The following is a 23,805-nucleotide window of genomic DNA, read 5'->3' on the forward strand; positions in this document are numbered from 1 at the left end:
ACTTCGCGCCCACCACAAACGCCCAGGTGCCCGCCTAGGTTGTCATCGTGGAACCAGATCGGGTGCGTGTCCGGTACTCCGCGTTGGCGTTGTTGGTCGTCTGCACGGGTGTCGGCGGGGTCGTTGCCACAGCGGCGGCGATCAGGCTCATGGGCGACGGGCCGGGTGTGCACATCGAGTCGGGGGTGGTGCCGTTCGCGTGCGATGCGCCGGTGCGCCGGACGACCGGGCTCTGGCCGCCGCTCTCGCTGCTGGCCTCCGGGTGGCCGTTCGGGACCAGTGACCTCGTGCTGATCACCTTGCCGTGCGTCGCGGGCGCCACTATCGGCGCCCGCTTCCTCACCCGATCCGGTTGACCTCGGGCCAGCCGTCCGGGCCTTGATTGGCGCTGAGCGCATCCTTGTTGTCCGGCGCCGCACGACCGCGCGCGGTCGCTTCCGCCGGGCCGCCACCCCGCCGAGACTGCTGCCGGTAGGGAGCGGGGGAGTCGCGTCGCCTCCCGCCGCCCAGTACTCGACGGGGGAGTGACCCGACCTTGGCAGCCGACCTGATCCTGACCAACGCCACCGTGTACACAGTGGACCCCGCGCGGCCTTGGGCGTCGGCGCTCGCCGTCCAGGACGGTCGGGTGCTCGCCCTCAACGAGGTCGCGGTCGGGCCGGACACCGAGGTCCGCGACCTCGGTGGCGCCTTCGTCATGCCCGGGCTGGTCGACGTGCACAACCACCACGCGCTGGCCGGTCGGGCCGAGCTGTTCGAGCTGACCTTCGGCGCGGAGGCCGACTTCGCCGCCATCCTCGCCGCGGTCCGCGACTGGTCGCGCGACCTCGGCCCGGACGAGTGGGTGGTGGGCGGGGCGTGGGCGTCCACGCTGGTCGAGACCCTGTCGCGGGAGTCCGCCCGGCACGCGCTGGACGAGGCCGCCGGTGGCCGCCCGGTCGCGCTGAGCGACGACAGCAGGCACAACCGGTGGGTGAGCAGCCGCGCCCTCGAGCTGGCCGGGGTCACCGCCGCGACCGCGGACCCGGCGGGCGGGGTGATCGTGCGCGACCCGGCCACCGGTGCCCCCACCGGGGTCCTGCTGGAGGCCGCGGGCGTGCTGGTCGAGCGCGCGCTGCGGGAGACCCGCGCGCTCAGCGACGAGCAGCACGCGAGCGCCTCGCGGCACGCGATCGGCATCCTGCACTCGTTCGGGATCACCGCGTTCCAGGACGCCGGGGTGTCGGTCGACATCCTCAGCGCGCTGAAGTCGCTGGACGAGGCGGGCGAGCTGGCCGCCTGGGTGGTCTCGTGCCTGCTGATCAACGACCCGATCTTCGGGTTCGACCCGATCGGGCTACCGCTGATGGAGCTCGGTGAGCGCTACCGCACCGAGCACCACCGGCCGGACTTCGTGAAGATCTTCCTTGACGGTGTCCCGCCGACCCGGACGGCGGCGTTCCTGGAGCCCTACCTGCCCGACGAGGTGCACGGCGCGTGCTTCCACGGCGCGACCACCATGCCACCCGGCGAACTGGAGGGCTGGCTGCGCGTCGCCGCCCAGGCGGGGTTGTCGGCCAAGATCCACTGCACCGGCGACGCCGCCGTGCGCGCCACCCTGGACGCCGTCCAGGCGCTGCGCGCCGAGGGGTTCGCCGACACCCGGTTCCAGGTGGCGCACGGGCAGTTCGTGCACCCCGACGACCTGGCCCGCTTCGGTGAGCTGGGTGTCGCCGCCGACATCTCGCCGTTCCTCTGGGTGCCCGGCGTCATCCCCACGGCCATCGCGGACGTTCTCCCCGCCGACCGGGCCGCCCGCATGCAGCCCAACCGCTCCCTGCTCGACAGCGGGGCCCTGGTCGCCGGTGGCTCCGACTGGCCGGTGAGCGAGTCGCCGAACGCCTGGGAGGGCATCCAGGGCCTGATCACCCGCCAGGACCCCGCGGGCGCGCACCCCGGGGCGCTGTGGGCCGAGCAGGCCATCACCCTCGCCGAGGCCGTCGAGGTGTTCACCCTCGCGGGTGCCCGCGCGATGGGCGTCGACGACGTCACCGGGTCCTTGACGCCGGGCAAGTCCGCGGACTTCCTGGTGCTCGACCGCGATCCCTTCCAGACGGCCACCTCGGACCTCGCCGCCACCACGGTGACCGAGACGTGGTTCGCGGGTCGCCGGGTCTTCCAGCGCTGACGGGGGTGGGCAGGGGTCTGCCCGCGCGGGACCAGGCCGTACCGTGACAGCGGACGGAGAGTGACTTCGCGCGACTGCTTGGCGGCCCCCTTGACGCTCGACCGTGTGTACGGGACCCGGCCGGACCTCCTGCCGCGGTCCATGGTGCGCGTGGTGCGCGCGGACCAACCGTGGGACCGGCTGCTGAGCTGGGTGGGGCGGCCCGGGGTCGAGCTGCTGGACCTGGACCGCCACCTGCGGACCGAGCGAGCGAGCCTGGACCGGTACCCGCGCGACACCGACGGCACGATCGAGTGGGCGGCGGTGCCGCCGGGGCTGGTGCTGCGCACCGCGGACTCGGAGTCGGTCGACCTGGGCGTGGTCGTCGAGCACGACATGCCCGCCGCACGGAGCGTCATCCTGCTGTGGGCCAGCCCGGCGATCCCGAGTGTGGAGCTGGCGGTCGGCTCCGCCGCGCCGCGCTTCGTCGACATCGTCGAGCGCGCGGCCGAGTTCTGGGTCTACTCACCGGTCGACCAGGTCGTGGTGGAGTACTCGTTCTCCGGCGTGGTCACCGCGGCCCGCCTGCCCCCGGGAGCGGACGGGCCCGCGGCGGGTTGACCTGGAGCGCGCTCCAGGTCCTAGCGTCGAGATCATGACGACGACACTGATCACCGGAGCGAACAAAGGGCTCGGGTTCGAGACCGCTCGTCGACTGGTCGCCGCCGGGCACACCGTCTACCTCGGGAGCCGGGACGCCGAACGCGGACGCCTCGCCGCCGAGCGGCTGGGCGCCCGGGCCGTCCAGCTCGACGTCACCGACGACGCGTCGGTGGCCGCCGCGGTCGAGGTCGTCGAGGCGGGCGGCGGCTTGGACGTCCTGGTCAACAACGCGGGCATCCAGCAGGAGATGGCCGACGGCACCGTCGTGATCGGCGCCGCGGCCCTGACCGCCGAGGTGCTGCGGCGGACGTTCGAGACGAACGTCTTCGGTGTGGTGCGCGTCCTGCACGCGTTCCTCCCACTGCTGGGCCGATCCCCGGCGCCGGTGGTGGTGAACGTGAGCAGCGGGCTCGCCTCGCTCACCCGGCTGAGCACCCCGGACACCCCGGGCCACGCCTACCCGGGAGTCGCCTACCCGACGTCGAAGGTCGCGGTGAACATGCTGACCGTGCAGTACGCCAAGGCGTTCCCGGCGATGCGGATCAACGCCGTGGAGCCCGGGTTCACCGCGACCGACCTGAACGCCGGTACCGGTCACCAGAGTGTCGAGCAGGGTGCCGAGATCATCGTGCGGATGGCCCAGGTGGGCCCGGACGGGCCCACCGGAACCTACGTCGACGCCCAGGGCACCCTGCCCTGGTAGCCCCCGTCACGCACCCGGTTCGACGACCCGCTCCCGTGCCTGCGGCTCCTCCGTGGCCGGTTCCTCGTCCGCCGGACCGCGCAGCTCCCACACGCCACGCCTGCGCAGCACGAGGTAGTACAGCGCTGACGCGACACCGATGCCCGCGGTGATCGCGAGACTCGGGCGTCCGACCTCGGGGTCGAGCGCGCTCTGCCAGATCACGTAGGCCAACGCCGCCAGGGCGAGCACCGGCGCGACCGGGAACCACGGCATCCGGTAGGCGGCGTGCGCGGTGCTGCCGTTGCGGCGGCCGCTGATCACCGCCAGGCACAGCGCCGCGTACACCGCGACGATGGAGGTGGCGGTCACCACCAGGAGGAAGTCCTTGTCCGCGAAGCACAGCGCGGTGGCGAACGCACCGGTGGCCAGGGTGGCGATCCACGGCGTCCCGGTGCTGGGGTGGATGGCGGCCAGCGCGCGGCTGACCGCACCCGGCCACGCGGCGTCGCGGCCGGTGCTGAACACCATCCGCGAGGTGATCAGGATGATCGCCAGCACCGCGTTGAGGATGGCCAGCGCGATGGCGAGGCTGATCACCGTGTTCACCGTCGACCCCGCCTGCGCGGTGACGAAGTAGCTCATCATGTTGTCCGCGGCGAACAGGTCCGGCAGCGACGGCGCGCCGAGCAGCACGGCGGTGACCGGGACCAGCTCGGCCAGCACGGTGATCGCCAGCGCCCACAGGATCACCCGGGCGATGCCGCGGTGGGCGTTCGCGGTCTCCTCGCCGAAGTACACCGCCGAGCCGTACCCGTTGTAGGAGAAGATCGCCACGGCCGCGGCGCCGACGATCAGCCCGGCCGAGGCGGGGCCGACGACCCCGTCCGCGGCCGCCACCGGCGCGGCCAGCAGGTCGCCCAGCGGGCGGGCCGGGTCGAACAGCCCGAGCGCGCTCACCACGACCAGCGCGACCATCTCGATCACCAGGAAGACCCCGGTGATCCAGGCGTTGAGCTTGACGTCGAACACCGCGAGCACGGTCGCGCCCGCGGTGGTCACCGCCGCGACCACGGGGCCGGGCAGACCCGGGATCAGCACCTCCAGGTAGGTGCCCACGCCCAGCGCGATCACCGCGATGATCAGCAGCTGGGTGACCAGCAGCAGCCCGAGGGTGACGAAACCGGGCAGCTTGCCCAGGGTGCGGGCGACGATGGCGTACTCGCCGCCGCTGAGCGGGTAGGCCGAGGCCAGCTCCGCGTAGACGAACGCCATGAACACGCCCACCACCGCGGCGATCACGAAACTCCAGAACGCGCCGCTGCCCGCCTGGCCCACCACCCCCGGCGCGATGATGAACACCGAGGACGCGGGCGAGATCGCGGAGAGCGTGATGAGCAGGGTGCCGAGCACCTTGAGGCCCCGGCGCAGGGCCGGTGCCGCTGGTGCGGACGGTGGCGGGACCGGTGTGGACGGTGACGACGACGGATCCGGCATGGCGGTCTCCTCGGACTTAGTTCTTTGACTGGTCATCAAAGAACTCGATGTGACCCACGTCAATACTTTGCTGAGAAAAGGTTGTGTCACGACTGGTGACTCTTGCGTTCTTTGATCCTCGCCTGAAGAATCCCGGGCATGCCGAGACCAAGCCAGGCGCACCACAAGCGCGCCGAGCTCATCACCGCCGCGCGCCAGGCCGTCCTCGACCGGGGCGTGCTCAACCTGCGGCTGCGCGACGTCGCCGACCAGGCCGCCATGTCCACCGGCTCGGTGCTCTACTACTTCCCGACCCTGAGCGACCTGCTCTTCGAGGTGCAGCGCGAGGCCGTCGAGCGGTTCTGCGTGGACCGCGAGGACGCCGCGCGGCTGGAGCCCGACCCGCGCAGGCGGCTGGTCGGGACCATCAAGGCGGGGCTGCCCACCGGCCAGGACGACGAGCTGTGCGTGCTGATCTACGAGCTCGGCGCCTACGCCCGCCGCGACGCCGCCTACGCCGCCCAGCACATCCGGCTGTGCGAGCGCCAGGTCGCCCTCTACACCGCCATCCTGGAGACCGGCTCGGCCACCGGGGTGTTCGACCTGACCCGGGACGCCACCACCATCGCCCGCACCCTGGTGTCCCTCGAGGACGGTCTGGGCCTGCACATCACCCAGGCGGTCCCCACCTTCACCACCCCCCAGGCCGAGGCGATCCTCATCGCCTACGCGGCCGACGCCACGAACTGCCCACTGGAGGCCTGATGCGCGCCCGAGACCTAGGCCTTCCGCTGCCCGGGGAGACCGGCCCGCACAACGCGATCACCGACGTGCCCGGCGTCGAGGTCGGCTACACCACCCTGGTCGCGGGCGAGGCGGTCCGCACCGGCGTGACCGCGATCCTGCCGCGCGGCCGCGCCGAGGTCCACCTGCCGTGCGCGGCGGGCCGGTTCTCGTTGAACGGCAACGGGGAGATGACCGGCAGCGCCCTGCTCGACGAGACCGGGCAGCTGCGGCTGCCGGTGCTGATCACCAACACGCACGCCATCGGGCCGTGCCACCGGGGCGTGATCGACTGGGCAGCCCGGGAGCACCCCCGCGTCGCCGACCAGTGGCTGCTCCCGGTCGTCGCCGAGACCTGGGACGGCTACCTCAACGACATCAACGGCCCGCACGTCCAGCCCGCGCACGCCGTCGCCGCGATCGACGCCGCCGCGCCCGGCCCGGTCGCCGAGGGCTCGGTCGGCGGCGGCACCGGGATGAACTGCTACGCGTTCAAGGGCGGCAGCGGCACCTCGTCGCGGGTCGTGCGCCACGGCGCGGACTCCTACACCGTCGGCGTGTTCGTCCAGGCGAACTTCGGCTCCCGGAGCGAGCTCACGGTCTGCGGCGTGCCGGTGGGCGCACAGTTGTCCGACGACAACCCGATCGAGGACGGCGACTGGATGTTCCCGCCCGGCGCCGGGTCGGTGATCGCCGTCGTCGCCACCGACGCGCCGCTGCTCCCCGGCCAGTGCTCGGCCCTGGCCAGGCGCGTGCCGCTGGGACTGGCCCGCACGGGCACCACCGGGTCGCACTTCTCCGGCGACATCTTCCTGGCGTTCTCCACCGGCAACGTGCTCGCCGAGTCGGGATTCCCGCACGGGGACCCGGGTTACGACACCCTCCGGTACATCCCGTGGAACCGCGTGGACGACCTGTTCGCCGCCGTGGTGCAGGCCGTCGAGGAAGCGGTCCTCAACGCGCTGGTCGCCGCCACCACCGTGACCGGGCGCCTCGGCCACCGCTCCCCGGGCATCCCGGTGGACCGCCTGGTGGACCTGGTGACCAAGGCGGGCCGGTAGCCACCAGAGTCCGATGAGGACAGACGGTCAGGTCCCGCAGAAGGTCTGGTAGGCGGCGCCGAAGTCCGCCGGTGCCGGGTCCGCGTACCGGTCGCGGCCGGGCCGCTCGTCGTAGGGCGCGGTGACCGCGTCCAGCAGCCCGCCTAACGGGCCCAGGTCGCCCTCGGTCGCGGCGTTGAGCGCCTCCTCGACGAGGTGGTTGCGCGGGATGTAGACCGGGTTCACCCGGTCCATCGCGTCGGCGTCAGGCCTCAGGGCCCGCCAGCGGGCGATCCAGCTGTCGATGGCGGCGATGTCGAGGACCAACCCGCGTGCGGGCTCGGTGTCGCCGCGCGCGGCCGCGCCGAGGCGGCGGTAGAACGACGTGTGGTCGACGTGGTTCTCGGCCAACAGCGCGACCAGGTCATCCACCAGTTCGTCGACGAGCGGTGTGGTCGAGGCGCTAGGCAGGCCCAGTTTGGCCCGCATCCCGGCGGACCACGTGCGGTCGTACCGCTCCCGGAACCCGCCGAGCGCGTCGACCGCCAAGGCGACCGCCTTGTCCTGGTCGTCGGCGAAGAGGGGGAGCAGGGCCTCGGCGAGCCGGGCGAGGTTCCACTCGGCCACGGCGGGCTGGTTGCCGTAGGCGTAGCGCCCGCGGTGGTCGATGGAGCTGTACACGGTGGACCGGTCGAAGGCGTCCAGGAACGCGCACGGGCCGTAGTCGATGGTCTCGCCCGAGATGGTCATGTTGTCGGTGTTCATCACCCCGTGGACGAACCCCACGAGCATCCAGCGCGCCACCAGTGCGGCCTGCGCGGCCACCACCGCCTCGAACAGCTCGAGGTACCGGTGCTCGGCGCCCGCGGCGGCGGGGTGGTGGCGGTCGATCGCGTGGTCGGCGAGCCTGCGCAGCAGGTCGAGGTCGCCGGTGGCCGAGGCGTACTGGAAGCTGCCGACCCGCAGGTGGCCGCGCGCGACCCGGGCGAGCACCGCGCCCGGCAACGGCGTCTCCCGGCGCACCGAGCGGCCGGTCGCCACCACCGCCAGCGAGCGGGTGGTGGGGATGCCGAGCGCGTGCATCGCCTCGCTGACCACGTACTCGCGCAGCATCGGTCCGACGGCGGCGAACCCGTCTCCGCCACGGGCGAACGGGGTGCGGCCGGAGCCCTTGAGGTGCAGGTCGCGCGGCCGCCCGTCGGAGTGGACGAGCTCCCCGAGCAGGAGAGCCCGCCCATCTCCGAGACGGGGGGAGTAGTTCCCGAACTGGTGCCCGGCGTAGGCCTGCGCCACCGGGGCGGCGCCCGGGGGCACGTGGTTGCCGACGAGCAGCCGAGTTCCCTCCGGACCCCGCAGCCACGCGCTGTCGAGCCCCAGGTCCGCGGCCACCCGCTCGTTGAGCACGAGCAACCTCGGCTCGGCCACCTGCTCCGCCTGCCAGGGGAGGGCCAGCTCCGGGAGCGTGCGGGCGAACTCGTCACCCAGGGTAATTGCCGACAGCGGTGCGGTGCTCACCCCACCAAGGTACGTGGCGCCCGCCGACCAGGTCGGTGGCGGCGCGCTCGCGGATCTCACCTGGACATCTCACCTGGGCGTCTCACCTAGGCAAGGTGCACCCCGGCAGCGAGAGGTTGAACTGGTTCCCGGTGGTGATGCACGTCGGGACGTCGTAGGTCTCCTGGGCGTACCCGATCCCCGACCGGACGGTGACCTGCCCGGTCTGCGAGACCTCGCACGGGTTGTTCATCGTGCAGCGCCCGCCGCTCTCGTTGATCGTGTTGTTGACCCCCACGACCTTCCCCGAGCCGGTGTCGATGATCGGCGATCCGGAGGTGCCGCCGATGACGTTGCACGACCGGGTGTAGCGGATCGAGTCCTTCCAGGTCCAGCTGCCCTCCTTGAGCTGGTAGGCGAAGCCGTCCACCGAGCAGGTGTAGATCCGCTTCCAATAGCCGGACACGACCTGGATGCCGGTGCCCTGCGCGGGACGGCTGGCGGACAGGTCCAGGGCCCGCGTGCGGTACTGCTGCTGCAGCTGCGCGTAGGTGGTGCCGAGCTGGTAGAACGCCGCGTCGGTGTTCTTCATCGTGGCGTAGGCCAGCTTGGTCGCCCGCAGCGTCCCCACCGACTGGCCGGACGGTCCCAGCAGGGTGAACGACCGGCTCGACGCCTGGTTCACGATCACCTCGTTCGCGCCCATCAGCTTGACGCAGTGCCCATTGGTCAGCACCAGCGCCGGGTCGTTGTCCGCGGCCGCGGGCGGCCGCACCACGGAGCCGGAGCAATTGTCCAGCGCCACGATGGCGGCGAAGTCGGCGGTGACCCCGGCACTGGCCGGGACGACGACCGACACCACCCCCGCCAGCGCGACGGCGAGCACGCCGAGCACTTGCTTGATCATGGGATTTCCTTCCGGTTGCAGGGTTCGCACCCGCCAGGGTCGACGCAGCGCCCTTCACTCACCACCCCCGTTCGGGTGGCAAGAAAAACACCGGGTATTCACATCAACGGAATTCTGTCTCGGGTGTCGAACCTTTCAACTGGCGCCGACAAAATTGTGAAAGAAGGCGATTGAGGTCCGCGTGGGGCGAATCCGCGACCGCGACATCAGAATTCCCAACCCGCCCGCGGCGGATCCCGAGCGGATGAGCGGCGGTGTGCGCCGGTGGATCGGCACCCTCGGCGGCGCGGCCGGGCGCGGGCTGCGCGTGCTAGCCCCGCTGGCAATCCTGACCGCCCCGCCCCCGCCCCGCGCCGGATCTGCGACCAGATCGGCGGCCTGGGCCTGCCCGAGGAGTGGGCCGGCCTGTTCCCCGACTCCAGTCCCGCTGAGTCAGGAGATGCCGTACACCAGGCAGAACGGGTGCCCGGCCGGGTCGAGGAAGACCCGGAAGTCGTCCTCGGGGTGCTCGGCGGTGACCCGCCGCGCGCCGATCTCCCGAACCCGCCGGTCGGCCTCCTCGATGTCGGTGACCACGACGTCCAGGTGGACCTGCTGCGACCCGGCCACATCAGGGAACTCCGGCGCCACATGCCCCGACGACAACTGACACGCCACCCGCACCCCACCCGGGTCGGTGACGACGCACCAGTCCTCCTCGACCGTGGTGACCTCCCCGCCGAGCAGGGCGGCGTAGAAGGTCGCCAACCCGTGCGGGTCCTTGGTGTCCAACACAATGCTGCGCAGTCGTCCGATCACCTCGCCAGCGTGCCCCTTCCCACCTGTCCGGAAACCTCCGCACGGCACCGGTAGCGGCTCATGAGTGGCCAAGGGACAGTTCGGCCAATGGCAAGGATCGCAGGAAGTCGTTGGCGTTGAACGCTTCCCCGGCCGTAACACCCCCACGACCCCCTCCGCCAAGATCCGCTCGGCCGCTTCCACCACGATCGGCGCCGTGATGGCGTAGATGTCGCGCCCGCGGGCGACCGCGCGCCGCTGTTCGGACCCGCGACGTACGACGACCTCGACTACGAACTCCTGCGCGGAGCGGCCCTGTTCGTCGACCGCCTGCGGTCCTGGGGTTTCCGGGTCGCTGAGGTCTTTCAGCGGTGCGACGTTCAGGAAAGCGTCGATCCGCGCGGTGTCCACGTGCTGGGCGATGGTGACCACGTCGGTGGTGGAGAACTGGCCGACGACCTCCTGGGTTCCGAAGGGCTCGGGGAACGTCCAGGTCGACCGGGGCGGCTGGTCGTCGCCCGCCAGCACGCGCAGTTCGTGGTCGGTGAAGACCACCCGGCGGCCTGCTCTTGCCTTGCCCGCCAGGAGGGTTCCCCTGGTCGGGTGCCAGCTGTCCAGGGCCACCGCAATCGAGATCCCGTCGGCCGCGGGCCAGTGGCCCAGCGCGGCGGTGGCGAGCAGGTCGCCGAGCGCGCCGTAGAAGGCCAGGGCCGGTGCCACCGCGATGCCGGCCGCCCGCACCCTCGGGTCGTGCCGGTAGGTCTCGAAGGTGCTCATCGCCACCAGGGTCTCGCCGCTGACGTCGAGGTAGTGCACCCCGGCGCGCAGCGCGGCCTCGATCAGCGGTGGTGCCGTGTCCCCGAACGGACCGGCGCAGTTGATCACCGCGGTCGCGCCCGCGATCGCGCGGTCCAGGGAGCCTGGGTCGTCGACCGAGGCGGTCCTGGACTCCAGGTCGGGGTGGGCCGCGGCCAGCCTCAGCGGGTCCCGGCCGGACGGCACCGGGGTCCACCCGCGCGCCAGCAGCTCCGCCGTCACGAACCGGGCGGTGTGCCCGTAGGCGCCAAACACCGCGGCCACCGGCTTCGTGGGTTCCCTCATGCAGCTCTCCTCCGACCATCGTGGACTGGTCCCGATCCTGCTGACCGGCACCGCCGCGGGCCACCCCCTGCTGCGTCAACCTGCGCTAGGTTCGCGACATGCGCGCCCACCGCGTCGTCATGGTGGTCACCGACGACATGCCGATCTTCGAGGCGGCCGTGCCCTGCCAGGTCTTCGGCGTCGACCGGCCGCACCTGGCCGACCCCTGGTACGAGTTCGCCGCGGTCCCGGTCGGCGACGCGCCGGTGCGGCTGACGCCAGGGTTCACCCTCGCCCCGGGCCGCCCCGGGTGGGACGTGGCCTCGGCGGACACCCTCGTCGTCCCGGCCTGCACCAACGTGCACGACGACCCGCCCGCCGCGCTGGTCGACGTCGTCCGGGCGGCGCACCGGCGCGGCGCCCGGATCCTGTCCATCTGCTCCGGCGCCTTCGTCCTGGCCGCCGCCGGGGTGCTCGACGGGCGCCGGGCCACCACCCACTGGCTGCACGCCGACGAGCTGAGCCGCCGCCACCCCGCCGTCCGGGTGGACCCGTCGGTGCTCTACGTCGAGGACGCGAACGTGATCACCTCCGCCGGGACGGTCGCGGGCATCGACGCCTGCCTGCACGTGGTCCGCGTCGACCACGGCGCCGCGGTCGCCGCCGAGCTCGCCCGCCGCCTGGTCACCCCGCCGCACCGCGACGGCGGCCAGTCGCAGTACCACCGGCCCGACGCGCCCGCCGCCCGCGCGGACTGGCTGCCCACCCTGGTCGACTGGGCGGGCGAGCACCTGCACCGGCCGCTGTCCACCGCGGACCTGGCCGCCCGGGCCAGCGTCAGCGTGCGCACCCTGGAGCGCCGGTTCGCCGAGGCGCTCGGGCTCTCGCCGCTGCGCTGGCTGCTGCGGCAGCGGGTGCGCCGGGCCCAGCACTTCCTGGAGACCAGCGACCGGCCGATCGCCTGGATCGCCACCACCTGCGGGTTCGGCGGCCCGGCGAGCCTGCGGGCGCACTTCGCCCGGGTCGTGGGCGCCTCGCCCACCGCTTATCGGCGCGCGTTCCACGAGCGCGTGGACGCGCGGCGGCAGGCGGGCTGACCGACCTGTCCACACGCGACTGGGCAGGTCCAGCCAGCGGTGCGACAGTCCAGAGTGATCCGTTACACATCTCTACACGACATGGTGAACCTCCCCTGCCCGGGGAGCGGCCATTCCGGACAGGCGACACATTCCGATAGTTGGATGCTGCTTCGGGTTGGGCCAGGGGAGTCGTCACATGGTCAAAGGAAGTGCCCTTCGCCGGGGCTTGGCAGCGGCGCTGGCGGCGGTCACGGCAGCGGCCGGGATCGTGGTGCTGACGACGTCACCCGCGCAAGCGGCCGTCGTCCGCCCGTTCACGTTGAACTACGACCAGGAGCTCTACGGCGACTTCCTCCAGGCGGGCAACGGCAACAGCCGCTGCCCGTCGCCGACGGACCCGGTCGACCCGTTCGGTGAGCCGATCGCGACCTGCGCCACCTCTCAGGCCCGCACCTACACCGCCGCGACCGGCATCAACGACAGCTACTACATGCGCTGGGCCGACGTGGACTCCAGTGCCGCGACCTACAACTCCAGCACCGCCTCGATCACCATCCCGACCGGCGCCACCGTCGACTTCGCGCGGCTGAACTGGGCGGGCGACACCGGCACGATCCGGCTCGCCGACGGCACCGTCTCCGCGCTGCCCGGATGCAACACCCGCCAGTTCCTCGCGGGCGCGGGCTCGTCCAACCTCCCCGCGGGCACGCCCGAGAGCACCTCGGTGCGCCTGTCCGTGGGTGCCGGGGCCGCCGCCGCGGTCGCCCCGCAGGTGATCAGCCGCGACGCGCTGGCCAACGTGCCCGCCTCGCAGCCGCAGTTCTACACCGCCTACGCCAACGTCACCGCGCGCTTCGCGGGCGCGACCACCGGCGTCCCGCAGACGATCACCCTGGGCAACGTCTGGACCCCCGAGGGCTTCGGCTGCTTCGCGGGCTGGTCGCTGGTCGTGGTCTACAAGTACAACGACGCCAACGTCAACGCCCCGGCCAAGCGCGAGGTCTTCGTCTACGACGGCCACGTCCGCCAGTCCTCAGTGGACCCGGCGACCACCATCACGATCAACGGCTTCCGCGTCGGCGCCGCGGGCACCCGGGCCGGGCTGACCGCCTACGAGGGCGACTTCAACATCGCGGGCGACCAGTTCTCGGCCAACGGCACGGCCCTGGCGGAACCGCTCTCGGGCAGCGCGACGACGAACTACTTCGTCTCCAACGGCCAGAACGCCCTGTCGCCCGCCGTGGCGAACAACATGAGCGTCGACTCGAAGCAGTTCGCCGTGCCCCCCATCCCGGTCGGCGCGACCTCGGCCAACCTGACCTTCAGCACCTCCGGCGACACCTACCTGGCGGAGAACCTCGTCCTGTCGGTCCCCATCCCGTCGCTGGACATCACCAAGTCGTTGGTGGGCACCGGTCCGTTCCGGCCGGGCCAGCCGGTGACCTACCAGATCACCGTGGTCTCCCCGGGCGGCTCGGCGGCGGTGAACGTCGCCGTCGCCGACCCGGTGGTCTCCGACTGCGACCGGGCGATCGGCAACCTGGCCGCGGACGTCCCGGTCACCTACACCTGCACCGGGCCCGCCCCCGCCGACGACTTCACCCAAACCGCCACGGTGACCGGGGTGAACCCGTTCGGCGACCCGATGAGCGACGCCGCCAGCCTCGACGTGGTGGTCATCAACCCGGCGATCGACATCGCCAAGACCGCCGACGCCGCGAGCTACGCCGCGGGCCAGACGATCACCTTCACCATCACCGTGCACAACGAGGGCGACACCGCGCTGACCGGCGTGGTGGTGTCGGACCCGGTCACGCCCAGCTGCAACCGGACGATCGGCCTGCTCGGCATCGGCGACACCACGACCTACACCTGCACCGCGACCGCCCCGATCGCCGGTGACGCCAACACCGCGACGGTCACCGCCACCGACCCGCTGAACGGCACGATCACCGACAGCGCGACCGCCCAAGCGCCCACCGTCGGCGCCGTGTCCGGCCGGGTCTTCGCCGACCGCAACAACAACGGCGTGTTCGACGCCGCCGACGGCGACACCGGCATCGGGGGCGTCACCGTCACCCTCACGGGCACCACCGCAGGCGGGGCGCCGGTCAACCTCACGACGACCAGCGCGCCCGACGGCACGTACTCGTTCGCGGCCGTCGCGGCGGGCGTCTACACCGTCACCGAGACCCAGCCCCCCGCGTTCGACGACGGCATCGACACCCCCGGCACCAACGCCGTCGTCGCGGGCAACGACTCGTTCACCCTCACCCTGGCGGGCGGGGTCTCCAGCACCGACAACAACTTCGCCGAGCTGAACACCTCCAGCCTGGCCGGCTCGGTCTACGTCGACGCCGACGGCAGCGGCGTGCGCGACGGCGGCGAGGCGGGCATCGGGGGCGTCAGCGTGGCGTTGACCGGCACCGACACCGCGGGCAACGCGGTCAACCTCACCACGACCACCGCCGCCGACGGCTCCTACACCTTCCCGGCATTGCGTCCCGGCACCTACGCCGTCGCCGAGACCCAGCCCGCCGGTTACACCGACGGCATCGACGCGGTCGGTTCGGCCGGGGGCACGCTGACCCCGCCGGACTCGATCACCGCGATCTCCTTGCCGGTGCGCACCAACGCCACCGGCTACACCTTCGGCGAGTTCGTCGGCGCTTCCCTCGCGGGCACGGTGGTCGACGACGCGGGCAACCCGATCCCTGGCGTGGTCATCACCCTGACCGGTCCAGGCGGGCCCGCCACCGCCACGACCTCGGCCACCGGCGACTACTCGTTCACCGGCCTGCCGCCGGGCACCTACTCGCTGTCCGAGGCCCAGCCCGCCGGCTATGGCGACGGCCCGGAGACCGCGGGCACCGCGGGCGGCAGCACCGCGGTCAACGACGTGATCAGCGGTATCACCCTGGCCTCGGGCGCCACCGCGACCGGCTACGTCTTCGCCGAGGACCGCGGGTCCCTCACCGGGGCCGTCTACGAGGACCTGGACAACGACGGCGCCCAGGACCCGGGTGAGCCCGGCATCCCCGGTGTCAGCGTCGCGCTCACCGGCACCGACAACGCCGGGAACCCGGTCAACGTCACGACCACGACCGGCCCGGACGGCGGCTACTCGTTCACCGGCCTGCTCGGCGGCGCCTACACGGTCACCGAGACCCAGCCCGTCGGCTTCCTCGACGGCAAGGACGCGGCGGGCACCGCGGGCGGCGTCCTGACCCCGCCGGACTCGGTCACCCAGATCGACCTGGACCCGGGGGAGGACGGCACCGGGTACCTCTTCGGCGAGCTGTCCGGCGCGTCCCTCGCGGGTCGGGTCGCCGACGACGGCGGCAACGGCATCCCGGGGACCACGGTCACCCTGACCGGCACCGACGACAACGGCAACCCCGTGCTGCTGACCACGACCACCGACCTGACCGGCGCCTACACCTTCACCGGTCTGCGTCCCGGCACCTACGCGGTGACCGAGACCCAGCCCGCCGGTTACGGCGACGGCCCGGACACGCCGGGCAGCGCGGGCGGCGACGCCTCGGTCAACGACGTGATCAGCGGCATCGTGCTCGGCTCCGGGACCACCGCGACCGGCTACCTCTTCGCCGAGGACCGGGGTTCGCTCTCCGGCGTGGTCTACGTCGACGTGAACAACAATGGCCTGCAGGACCCGGGCGAGGCGGGCATCCCCGGCGCCACGGTCACGCTGACCGGGACGGACGCGCTCGGCAACGCCGTCAACCTCAGCACCACCTCGGCCGCGGACGGCTCCTACTCGTTCGCCGACCTCATCGGCGGCACCTACACCGTCACCGAGACCCAGGCCGCCGGCTACGCGGACGGCATCGACACCCCGGGCACCTCGGGTGGCACCGCCACCCCGCCGGACTCGATCACCGCGATCACCCTCGCCGGCGGTGTTGACGCCACCGGCTACCTGTTCGGCGAGTTCGTGACCGGATCGATCGCCGGTCGGGTCGTCGACGACGGCGGCAACGGCATCGGCGGCGCCACGGTGGTCCTCACCGGTCCCGGCGGTCCGATCACCGTGCTGACCGGCCCGGACGGGTCGTACACCTTCCCGAACCTGGCCCCCGGCACCTACACGGTCACCGAGACCCAGCCCGCGGGCTACGGCGACGGCCCGGACACCCCGGGATCGCTGGGCGGCGACGCCTCGGTCAACGACGTGATCAGCGGGATCGTGCTGCCCTCGGGCGGTGCGGCCACCGGGTACGTCTTCGCCGAGGAGCGCGGGTCGTTGGCCGGTGTGGTCTTCGACGACACGAACGGCAACGGCGCGCAGGATCCGGGTGAGCCGGGCATCGGCGGCGTGAGCGTCACGCTCTCGGGCACGGACGCACTGGGCACGCCGGTGAACATCGTGGTGACCTCGGCGCCGGACGGTTCGTACCTGTTCTCCGACCTCGTCGGCGGTACCTACACGGTCACCGAGGCGCAGCCCGCGGGCTACGCCGACGGCGTCGACACCCCGGGCACCTCGGGTGGCACCGCCACCCCGCCGGACTCGATCACCGAGATCGCCCTTGCCGGCGGTGTCGACGCCACGGGCTACACCTTCGCCGAGTACCGCGCTTCCAGCCTCGCCGGCCGGGTCGTGGACGACGGCGGCAATGGCATCGCGGGCGTCACCGTGGTCCTGACCGGTCCCGGTGCCCCGATCACCGTGACCACCGGGCCGGACGGCAGCTACTCGTTCCCGAGTCTGCCGCCGGGCACGTACACGATCACCGAGACCCAGCCGGTCGGTTACGGCGATGGCCCGGACACCGCGGGCAACGCCGGTGGTGACGTCGCGAACGACGTGTTCAGCAACATCGTCCTCAATTCGGGTACGGACGGCACTGGCTACACCTTCGCCGAGGAGCGCGGGTCGTTGGCCGGCGTGGTCTTCGACGACACGAACAACAACGGCGCGCAGGATCCGGGTGAGCCGGGCATCGGCGGCGTGAGCGTCACGCTCTCCGGTGCGGACGCCCTGGGCACCCCGGTCAACACCACGGTGACCAGCGGTCCCAACGGCGCCTACACCTTCCCGAACCTGGTGGGCGGCACCTACACGGTCACCGAGGCCCAGCCCGCCGGCTACGTCGACGGCACCGATACCGCGGGCACCTCGGGAGGAACCGTCACTCCGCCGGACTCGATCACCGAGATCGCCCTTGCCGGTGGTGTCGACGCGACGGGCTACACCTTCGCCGAATACCGCGCGTCCAGCCTCGCCGGCCGCGTGGTCGACGACGGTGGCAACGGGATCCCGAACGTCACGATCACGCTCACCGGTCCTGGTGCCCCGATCACGGTGACCACCGGTCCGGACGGGACGTACACGTTCCCGAACTTGCCGCCGGGCACCTACACGATCACTGAGACCCAGCCCGCTGGTTATGGGGATGGTCCGGACACTGCTGGCAGTGCTGGTGGTACCGCGGGCAATGACGTGTTCAGCAACATCGTGGTCGGCTCCGGCACGGACGGCACCGGCTACCAGTTCGCCGAGGACCGCGGTTCGCTCGCGGGCGTGGTCTTCGACGACACGAACAACAACGGCGCGCAGGATCCGGGTGAGCCGGGCATCGGGGGCGTGAGCGTCACGCTCTCGGGCACCGACGCCCAGGGCAACGCGGTCAACACCGTGGTGACCTCGGCGGTCGACGGTTCGTACCTGTTCTCCGACCTGGTCGGCGGCACCTACACGGTCACCGAGGCGCAGCCTGCCGGGTATGTCGACGGCACCGACACCGCCGGCAGCTCGGGTGGCACGCTCACCCCGCCGGATTCGATCACCGCGATCGACCTCGATGGTGGCGTCGATGCCACGGGCTACACCTTCGGCGAGTACCGCGCTTCCAGCCTCGCCGGCCGGGTCGTGGACGACGGCGGCAACGGGATCCCCGGCGTGACGATCACGCTCACCGGCCCCGGTGCCCCGATCACCATCACCACTGGTCCCGACGGCAGCTACTCGTTCCCGAACTTGCCGCCGGGCACGTACACGATCACCGAGACCCAGCCCGCCGGTTATGGGGACGGTCCGGACACCGCTGGTACCGCGGGCGGCACTGTCGGCCCGGATGTCTTCACCGGCATCGTGGTCGGCTCCGGCACGGACGGCACCGGCTATGAGTTCGCTGAGGACCGCGGGTCGTTGGCGGGTGTGGTCTTCGACGACACGAACAACAACGGGACGCAGGATCCGGGTGAGCCGGGTATCGGCGGGGTCAGCGTGACCCTGTCGGGTACTGATGCCCAGGGCAACGTGGTGAACACGACGGTGACCTCGGCGCCCAACGGCGCCTACACCTTCCCGAACCTGGTGGGCGGGGTCTACACGGTCACCGAGACCCAGCCCGCCGGTTATGTGGACGGCACTGACACGGCTGGCAGCTCGGGTGGCACGCTCACCCCGCCGGACTCGATCACCGCGATCGACCTCGACGGCGGTGCCGACGCGACGGGTTACACCTTCGGCGAGTACCGGGCTTCGACGCTCAGCGGTCAGGTCGTGGACGATGGCGGCAACGGGATCGCGAACGTGCTGGTGGTGCTGACCGGTCCTGGTGGTCCGATCTCGGCGCTGACCGGTCCGGATGGGACGTACTCGTTCCCGAACCTGGCACCGAGCACGTACACGATCACCGAGACCCAGCCCGCTGGCTACGGCGATGGCCCGGACACCGCTGGTACCGCCGGCGGTGACGTCGCGAACGACGTGTTCAGCAACATCGTGGTCGGCTCCGGTACCACCGGCACCGGCTACCAGTTCGCCGAGGACCGAGGTTCGCTAGCGGGCGTGGTCTTCGACGACACCAACGGCAACGGCGCCCAGGACCCGGGCGAGCCCGGCATCGGGGGCGTGAGCGTCACGCTCTCGGGCACCGACGCCCAGGGCAACACGGTCAACACCGTGGTGACCTCGGCGGTCGACGGTTCGTACCTGTTCTCCGACCTGGTCGGCGGCACCTACACGGTCACCGAAGCGCAGCCCGCGGGCTACGCAGACGGCATCGAGACCGCTGGGACCTCGGGTGGCACGCCGACTCCGCCGGACTCGATCACCGCGATCGACCTCGACGGCGGCGTCGACGCCACGGGCTACACCTTCGCCGAATACCGCGCTTCCAGCCTCAGCGGCCGGGTCGTGGACGAGGCAGGCAACGGGATCCCTGGCGCAACCCTGGTTCTGACCGGGCCGGGTGCACCGATCACGATCACCACGGGGCCGGACGGGACGTACTCCTTCCCGAACCTGCCGCCGGGCACCTACACGATCACCGAGACCCAGCCCGCCGGGTACGGCGACGGTCCCGACACCCCGGGATCCGCGGGCGGTGACGCCTCGCTGAACGATGTGATCAGCGGCATCGTCGTGAGCTCCGGTACCGACGGCACCGGCTACGAGTTCGCGGAGAAGCGCGGTTCGCTCGCCGGTGTGGTCTTCGACGACACCAACGACAACGGCACCCAGGACCCGGGCGAGCCCGGTATCAGCGGGGTCAGCGTCACGCTCTCCGGCGCCGACGTCACCGGCGCCCCGGTGAACACCACAGTCACTTCCGGAGCCAACGGCGCCTACACCTTCCCGACCTTGATCGGCGGGACGTACACGATCACTGAGGCGCAGCCCGCAGGCTATGTCGACGGAACCGACACCGCAGGTACCGCGGGCGGCACCGTGACCCCGCCGGACTCGATCACCGAGATCACCCTCGACGGTGGTGTGGACGGCACCGGCTACACCTTCGGCGAGTACCGGGCATCTGTCCTAAGTGGACGCGTGGTCGACGACGGCGGCAACGGCATCCCCGGCGTCACCCTGGTCCTGACCGGACCCGGCGCCCCGATCACCATCACCACCGGCCCGGACGGTTCGTACTCGTTCCCGAACCTGCCGCCGGGCACCTACACCATCACCGAGACCCAGCCCGCCGGTTACGGCGACGGACCCGACACCCCGGGATCCGCCGGCGGTGACGCGTCGGTCAACGACGTGATCAGCGGCATCGTCATCGGCTCCGGCACCACCGGCACCGGCTACACCTTCGCCGAGGACCGCGGTTCGGTCTCCGGTGCGGTGTTCCAGGACCTCAACAACAACGGGGTCCGCGACGGTGGCGAGCCGGGCATCGGCGGGGTCACCGTGACCCTCACCGGCACCGACGCGGTGGGCAACCCGGTCAACCGCGTCGTCACCTCCGCGCCGGACGGCGGCTACACCTTCGCCGACCTGGTCGGCGGCCTCTACACCGTGACCGAGACCCAACCGGCCGGGTTCCTCGACGGCACCGACGCCGCGGGCACCTCCGGTGGCCTGCCCGTCCCGCCGGACTCCATCACCGCGATCACCCTGACCGGGGGCGCCGACGGCGCCGGCTACACCTTCGGCGAACTACCCGCCTCCTCCCTCTCCGGCCGGGTCGTCGACGACGGCGGCAACCCCATCGCCGGGGTCACCCTGGTACTGAGCGGCACCGACGACAACGGCAACCCCGTGTCGGTCACCGTCACCACCAACCCCGACGGCACCTACGCCTTCCCGGGTCTGCGACCGGGCACCTACACCATCACCGAGACCCAGCCCGCCGGCTACGGCGACGGACCCGACACCCCCGGATCCGCCGGCGGCGACGCCTCCGTCAACGACGTCATCAGCGAGATCGTGATCACCCCCGGCACCGCCGGGACCGGCTACGAGTTCGCGGAAGAACGCGGCTCACTCGCCGGCGTGGTCTTCGACGACACCAACAACAACGGCACCCAAGACCCCGGCGAGCCGGGCATCGCCGGAGCCGGCGTGACCCTGACGGGCACCGACGCACAGGGGAACCCGGTCAACACCACGGTGACCTCGGCGCCCGACGGCACCTACACGTTCCCCAACCTCGTCGGCGGCACCTACACGATCACCGAGACCCAGCCCGCGGGCTATGCCGACGGGACCGACACCGCGGGCAGTGAAGGCGGCACACCGACGCCGCCCGACTCCATCACCGAGATCGCCCTGCCGGGCGGAGTCGACGCCACGGGCTACACCTTCGGTGAGTTCCGGGTCTCGACCTTCGCGGGCCGGGTGGTCGACGACGCGGGCACCGGCATCCCGGGGGTGACCGTGACCCTGGTCGGCCCCGGTGGCGGGGTCGCCACCACCACGGGTCCGGACGGCACGTTCTCCTTCACCGACCTGGCGCCGGGGACCTACGCGGTCATCGAGACCCAGCCCGACGGCTACGGCGACGGGCCGGACACCGCGGGCACCGGCGGCGGCGACGCCACGGTCAGCGACGTCATCTTCGACATCCCGGTCACCTCGGGGAGCACGCTCACCGGGTACGTCTTCGCCGAGACCCGCGGGTCGCTGGCGGGCCTGGTGTTCGAGGACCGCGACGGCAACGGCACCCAGGAAGCCGGGGAGCCGGGCATCCCGGGGGTGACGGTGAACCTCACCGGCACCGACGCGCTCGGCAGGCCGGTCACCGCCACCACGACAAGCGGGGCCGACGGCACGTACACGTTCACCGGCCTGGTCGGCGGCACCTACGCCATCACCGAGGTCCAGCCGGCCGGCTACGCCGACGGCATCGACACCCCGGGCACCGGGGGCGGCACGCTCAGCCCGCCGGACACCATCACCGACATCACCCTGCTGGCCGGGGACGGCATCACCGGCTACACCTTCGCCGAGCTGACCGGGGCGATCACCGGCACCGTCTTCATCGACCTCGACAGCGACGGCGTCATCGACCCGGGCGAGCCGGGCAGGCTCGCGGGCGTCACCGTGATCCTGCGGGACCCGGCCGGTGTGGAGATCACCCGCACCACCACCGACGCCAACGGCGGCTACACCTTCGCCAACCAGCGGGCGGGCGACTACATCATCGAGGAGCTGCAGCCCGACGGTTACGGCTCCACCACCCCGAACTCGGTGCCGATCACCCTCAACCCGGCGGACGGCGCCACGGTCAACTTCGGCGACCAGCTCGGCCTGATCGGCGACCTGGTCTTCGATGACCTGAACTTCAACGGCATCCAGGACCCGGGTGAGCTCGGGGTCGGTGGAGTGGTCGTGATCCTCTACGACGCCGACGGTGTGGAGATCACCCGCACCACCACCGACACCAACGGCGGCTACCGGTTCACCGGCCTGACCGCGGGCACCTACGTGATCGGCCTGGAGGTCCCCGACGGTGCGGCGTTGACCAAGCCCGGCCAAGGCACCGACCGGGCGGTCGACTCCGACGTGGACTGGCTCACCGGCCTCAGCGCCCCCGTCGCGATCACCCTGACCGGCGGGCAGATCAGCCAACGCACCGATGTGGACGCCGGCCTCGTCGACCGGGTGGTCGACCTCGGCATCACCCTCACCGTCGACAAACCACAGGCCACCATCGGCGACACCGTGGTCTTCACCGAGACCGTCACCAACACCGGCACCGTCCCGGTCAAGGGCGCCACCACCACCATCACCATCCCGACCGGACTCGCCATCGGCACGGCCACCGGCCAGGGCTGGGAGTGCACCACGGCGGGGCAGGTCCTCACCTGCACCACCGACACCCTGACCCTGCCGGGCGAGTCGCTGCCGCCGATCACGGTGACCACCCACGCCACCCAGCAGATCCCGACCACCGAGGTCGTGGCCACCGTGTCCCCAGTGGACGGCACACCCGACGACAACCCCGACAACGACCGCGCCGTCGTCACCGTCACCGTCACCGTCACCCCGATCCCGGCGCCCCCGCGGCCGGTACCGCCCGCACCCCGACCCCCGCTGGCCTGGACCGGCTCCAACCTGCAACCCCTGCTCCTAGGCGGACTCCTCCTGCTGATGCTCGGCGGCGGATTCCTCCTCATCGGGCGCAAGCGAGGTCGCCGGACCGAATGACGACCGGACCGCGACTCGAGCACCCCGCTCGGTAGCCGCGGTCAGTGAAAGGCCCGCCTGGTCACCACGACCAGGCGGGCCTTTCCGCTACACGGGGAGAGCCCGCGCGGCGGCGAGCACCGGGCCGTTGGTGAAGACGAGCGTGGAGGCCTCGCCCTCGCCGCCGACCAGGACGTTGCCCTCGCGGATCTCGTAAGGGATCTTCAGGTTGACCGGGGCGGTGGTGGCGAGCCGGAGCTTGCGGTTGTCCGCGAGGTCGACCAGCACAACGTGCGCCGCCGCCGGATCGACCCGCGCGACACCGGGCGTCCAGCCGAAGTGGCCCACCGACTCCGCGCGGGCGCTCCAGCGGACCCGGCCGACGGCGCCGGTGACCACCAGCATCAAGCCCGCCGCGATGAGCAACGAGCCCACGGGCAGCACGAACGAGGGCGCGTCCAGGTACGACCCCCACAGCGCGGGCGAGATCACGTAGATGAACACGAGCAGGACCGCCAGCAGCACCACTCCGACGATCGCCGAGACCAGCCCGCGCTTGCGCAGTCGGGCGACCGCCTCGGTCGCCACCTCGACCGGCACCACGTGGTTGCCGGGCCCGGTGAGATCGTCCTGGCCGCGTATCGCCACCGATCTCGAGGTCAGCCTGCAGATCTCGCTGATTCCCACCTCGCGCACGTGCTCGCTCCCTCGCCCGACGACCGATGCCGGTCATGATCGGTGGTCGTCGGCGGGCGCCGGACCGGAATCGCGCGGAATGCCCTCAACGGCCCAA

General features: G+C 71.8%; 13 protein-coding genes. 8 read left to right on the top strand and 5 right to left on the bottom strand.

Annotated elements, in window-relative coordinates; translation table 11 throughout:
- Positions 1-47: 47 nt before the first annotated feature.
- The 4 genes from QSK30_RS03375 to QSK30_RS03390 all read left to right on the top strand — a co-directional run bounded on the left by QSK30_RS03375 (position 48) and on the right by QSK30_RS03390 (position 3,512).
- Entirely contained in the window at positions 48-356 is a 309-nt protein-coding gene (locus tag QSK30_RS03375; protein WP_285499439.1) for a hypothetical protein, read from the top strand.
- 179 nt (positions 357-535) lie between these two features.
- The gene (locus QSK30_RS03380; protein WP_285499440.1) at positions 536-2,167 is read left to right on the top strand and encodes an amidohydrolase; all 1,632 of its coding nucleotides are present in this window, start codon (positions 536-538) and stop codon (positions 2,165-2,167) included.
- Between the two features lie 105 nt (positions 2,168-2,272).
- Positions 2,273-2,767 (top strand): hypothetical protein, encoded by a 495-nt coding sequence (locus QSK30_RS03385; RefSeq protein ID WP_285499441.1) that lies wholly within the window; start codon positions 2,273-2,275, stop codon positions 2,765-2,767.
- 34 nt (positions 2,768-2,801) lie between these two features.
- Positions 2,802-3,512 carry an SDR family NAD(P)-dependent oxidoreductase gene (locus QSK30_RS03390; RefSeq protein ID WP_285499442.1) on the top strand — a complete coding sequence of 237 codons (711 nt, stop codon included), beginning with the start codon at positions 2,802-2,804 and terminating at the stop codon, positions 3,510-3,512.
- A gap of 6 nt (positions 3,513-3,518) precedes the next feature.
- Here the strand turns inward: QSK30_RS03390 and QSK30_RS03395 are convergent, their stop codons facing one another.
- A complete protein-coding gene (locus tag QSK30_RS03395) occupies positions 3,519-4,988 on the bottom strand; it encodes an APC family permease (RefSeq protein WP_285499443.1) in 1,470 nt (489 codons plus the stop codon).
- A 138-nt stretch (positions 4,989-5,126) separates the two neighbouring features.
- On the opposite strand from QSK30_RS03395, the gene QSK30_RS03400 reads away from it, so the two are divergent.
- Together QSK30_RS03400 and QSK30_RS03405 are read left to right on the top strand one after the other, a co-directional pair.
- Entirely contained in the window at positions 5,127-5,732 is a 606-nt protein-coding gene (locus tag QSK30_RS03400) for a TetR/AcrR family transcriptional regulator (protein WP_285499444.1), read from the top strand.
- Positions 5,732-6,811 (top strand): DmpA family aminopeptidase, encoded by a 1,080-nt coding sequence (locus QSK30_RS03405; protein WP_285499445.1) that lies wholly within the window; start codon positions 5,732-5,734, stop codon positions 6,809-6,811. Before QSK30_RS03400 ends, QSK30_RS03405 begins: the two co-directional genes overlap by 1 nt.
- A 27-nt stretch (positions 6,812-6,838) precedes the next feature.
- Here QSK30_RS03405 and QSK30_RS03410 read toward each other — a convergent pair whose 3' ends face one another.
- The 3 genes from QSK30_RS03410 to QSK30_RS03420 form a co-directional block, all read right to left on the bottom strand.
- Complete coding sequence (locus QSK30_RS03410; RefSeq protein ID WP_285499447.1) at positions 6,839-8,305, bottom strand: protein adenylyltransferase SelO; 1,467 nt, start codon at positions 8,303-8,305, stop codon at positions 6,839-6,841.
- A gap of 82 nt (positions 8,306-8,387) precedes the next feature.
- A complete protein-coding gene (locus tag QSK30_RS03415; protein ID WP_285499448.1) occupies positions 8,388-9,191 on the bottom strand; it encodes a S1 family peptidase in 804 nt (267 codons plus the stop codon).
- A gap of 432 nt (positions 9,192-9,623) precedes the next feature.
- Positions 9,624-11,069 carry a VOC family protein gene (locus tag QSK30_RS03420; protein ID WP_285499449.1) on the bottom strand — a complete coding sequence of 482 codons (1,446 nt, stop codon included), beginning with the start codon at positions 11,067-11,069 and terminating at the stop codon, positions 9,624-9,626.
- Positions 11,070-11,167: 98 nt separating this feature from the next.
- On the opposite strand from QSK30_RS03420, the gene QSK30_RS03425 reads away from it, so the two are divergent.
- Together QSK30_RS03425 and QSK30_RS03430 are read left to right on the top strand one after the other, a co-directional pair.
- Positions 11,168-12,145, top strand: a complete 978-nt coding sequence (locus QSK30_RS03425) for a helix-turn-helix domain-containing protein (RefSeq protein ID WP_285499451.1) — start codon at positions 11,168-11,170, stop codon at positions 12,143-12,145.
- Positions 12,146-12,323: 178 nt separating this feature from the next.
- On the top strand, positions 12,324-23,033 hold the full coding sequence (locus QSK30_RS03430; RefSeq protein ID WP_285499452.1) for an SdrD B-like domain-containing protein: 10,710 nt from the start codon (positions 12,324-12,326) through the stop codon (positions 23,031-23,033).
- Positions 23,034-23,120: 87 nt separating this feature from the next.
- Here QSK30_RS03430 and QSK30_RS03435 read toward each other — a convergent pair whose 3' ends face one another.
- A complete protein-coding gene (locus tag QSK30_RS03435; protein WP_285499453.1) occupies positions 23,121-23,708 on the bottom strand; it encodes a hypothetical protein in 588 nt (195 codons plus the stop codon).
- Positions 23,709-23,805 lie beyond the last annotated feature (97 nt).

Origin of the sequence: Actinokineospora sp. NBRC 105648, assembly GCF_030269645.1 — a bacterium.
Classification (GTDB): Bacteria; Actinomycetota; Actinomycetes; order Mycobacteriales; family Pseudonocardiaceae; genus Actinokineospora.

Bases quoted from the DNA above. Each gene is read 5' to 3' on its own strand.
- QSK30_RS03390 (WP_285499442.1), top strand. From the start codon at position 2,802: ATGACGACGACACTGATCACCGGAGCGAACAAAGGGCTCGGGTTCGAG.
- QSK30_RS03395 (WP_285499443.1), bottom strand. From the start codon at position 4,988: ATGCCGGATCCGTCGTCGTCACCGTCCACACCGGTCCCGCCACCGTCC.
- QSK30_RS03400 (WP_285499444.1), top strand. From the start codon at position 5,127: ATGCCGAGACCAAGCCAGGCGCACCACAAGCGCGCCGAGCTCATCACC.
- QSK30_RS03405 (WP_285499445.1), top strand. From the start codon at position 5,732: ATGCGCGCCCGAGACCTAGGCCTTCCGCTGCCCGGGGAGACCGGCCCG.
- QSK30_RS03415 (WP_285499448.1), bottom strand. From the start codon at position 9,191: ATGATCAAGCAAGTGCTCGGCGTGCTCGCCGTCGCGCTGGCGGGGGTG.
- QSK30_RS03420 (WP_285499449.1), bottom strand. From the start codon at position 11,069: ATGAGGGAACCCACGAAGCCGGTGGCCGCGGTGTTTGGCGCCTACGGG.
- QSK30_RS03425 (WP_285499451.1), top strand. From the start codon at position 11,168: ATGCGCGCCCACCGCGTCGTCATGGTGGTCACCGACGACATGCCGATC.
- QSK30_RS03430 (WP_285499452.1), top strand. From the start codon at position 12,324: ATGGTCAAAGGAAGTGCCCTTCGCCGGGGCTTGGCAGCGGCGCTGGCG.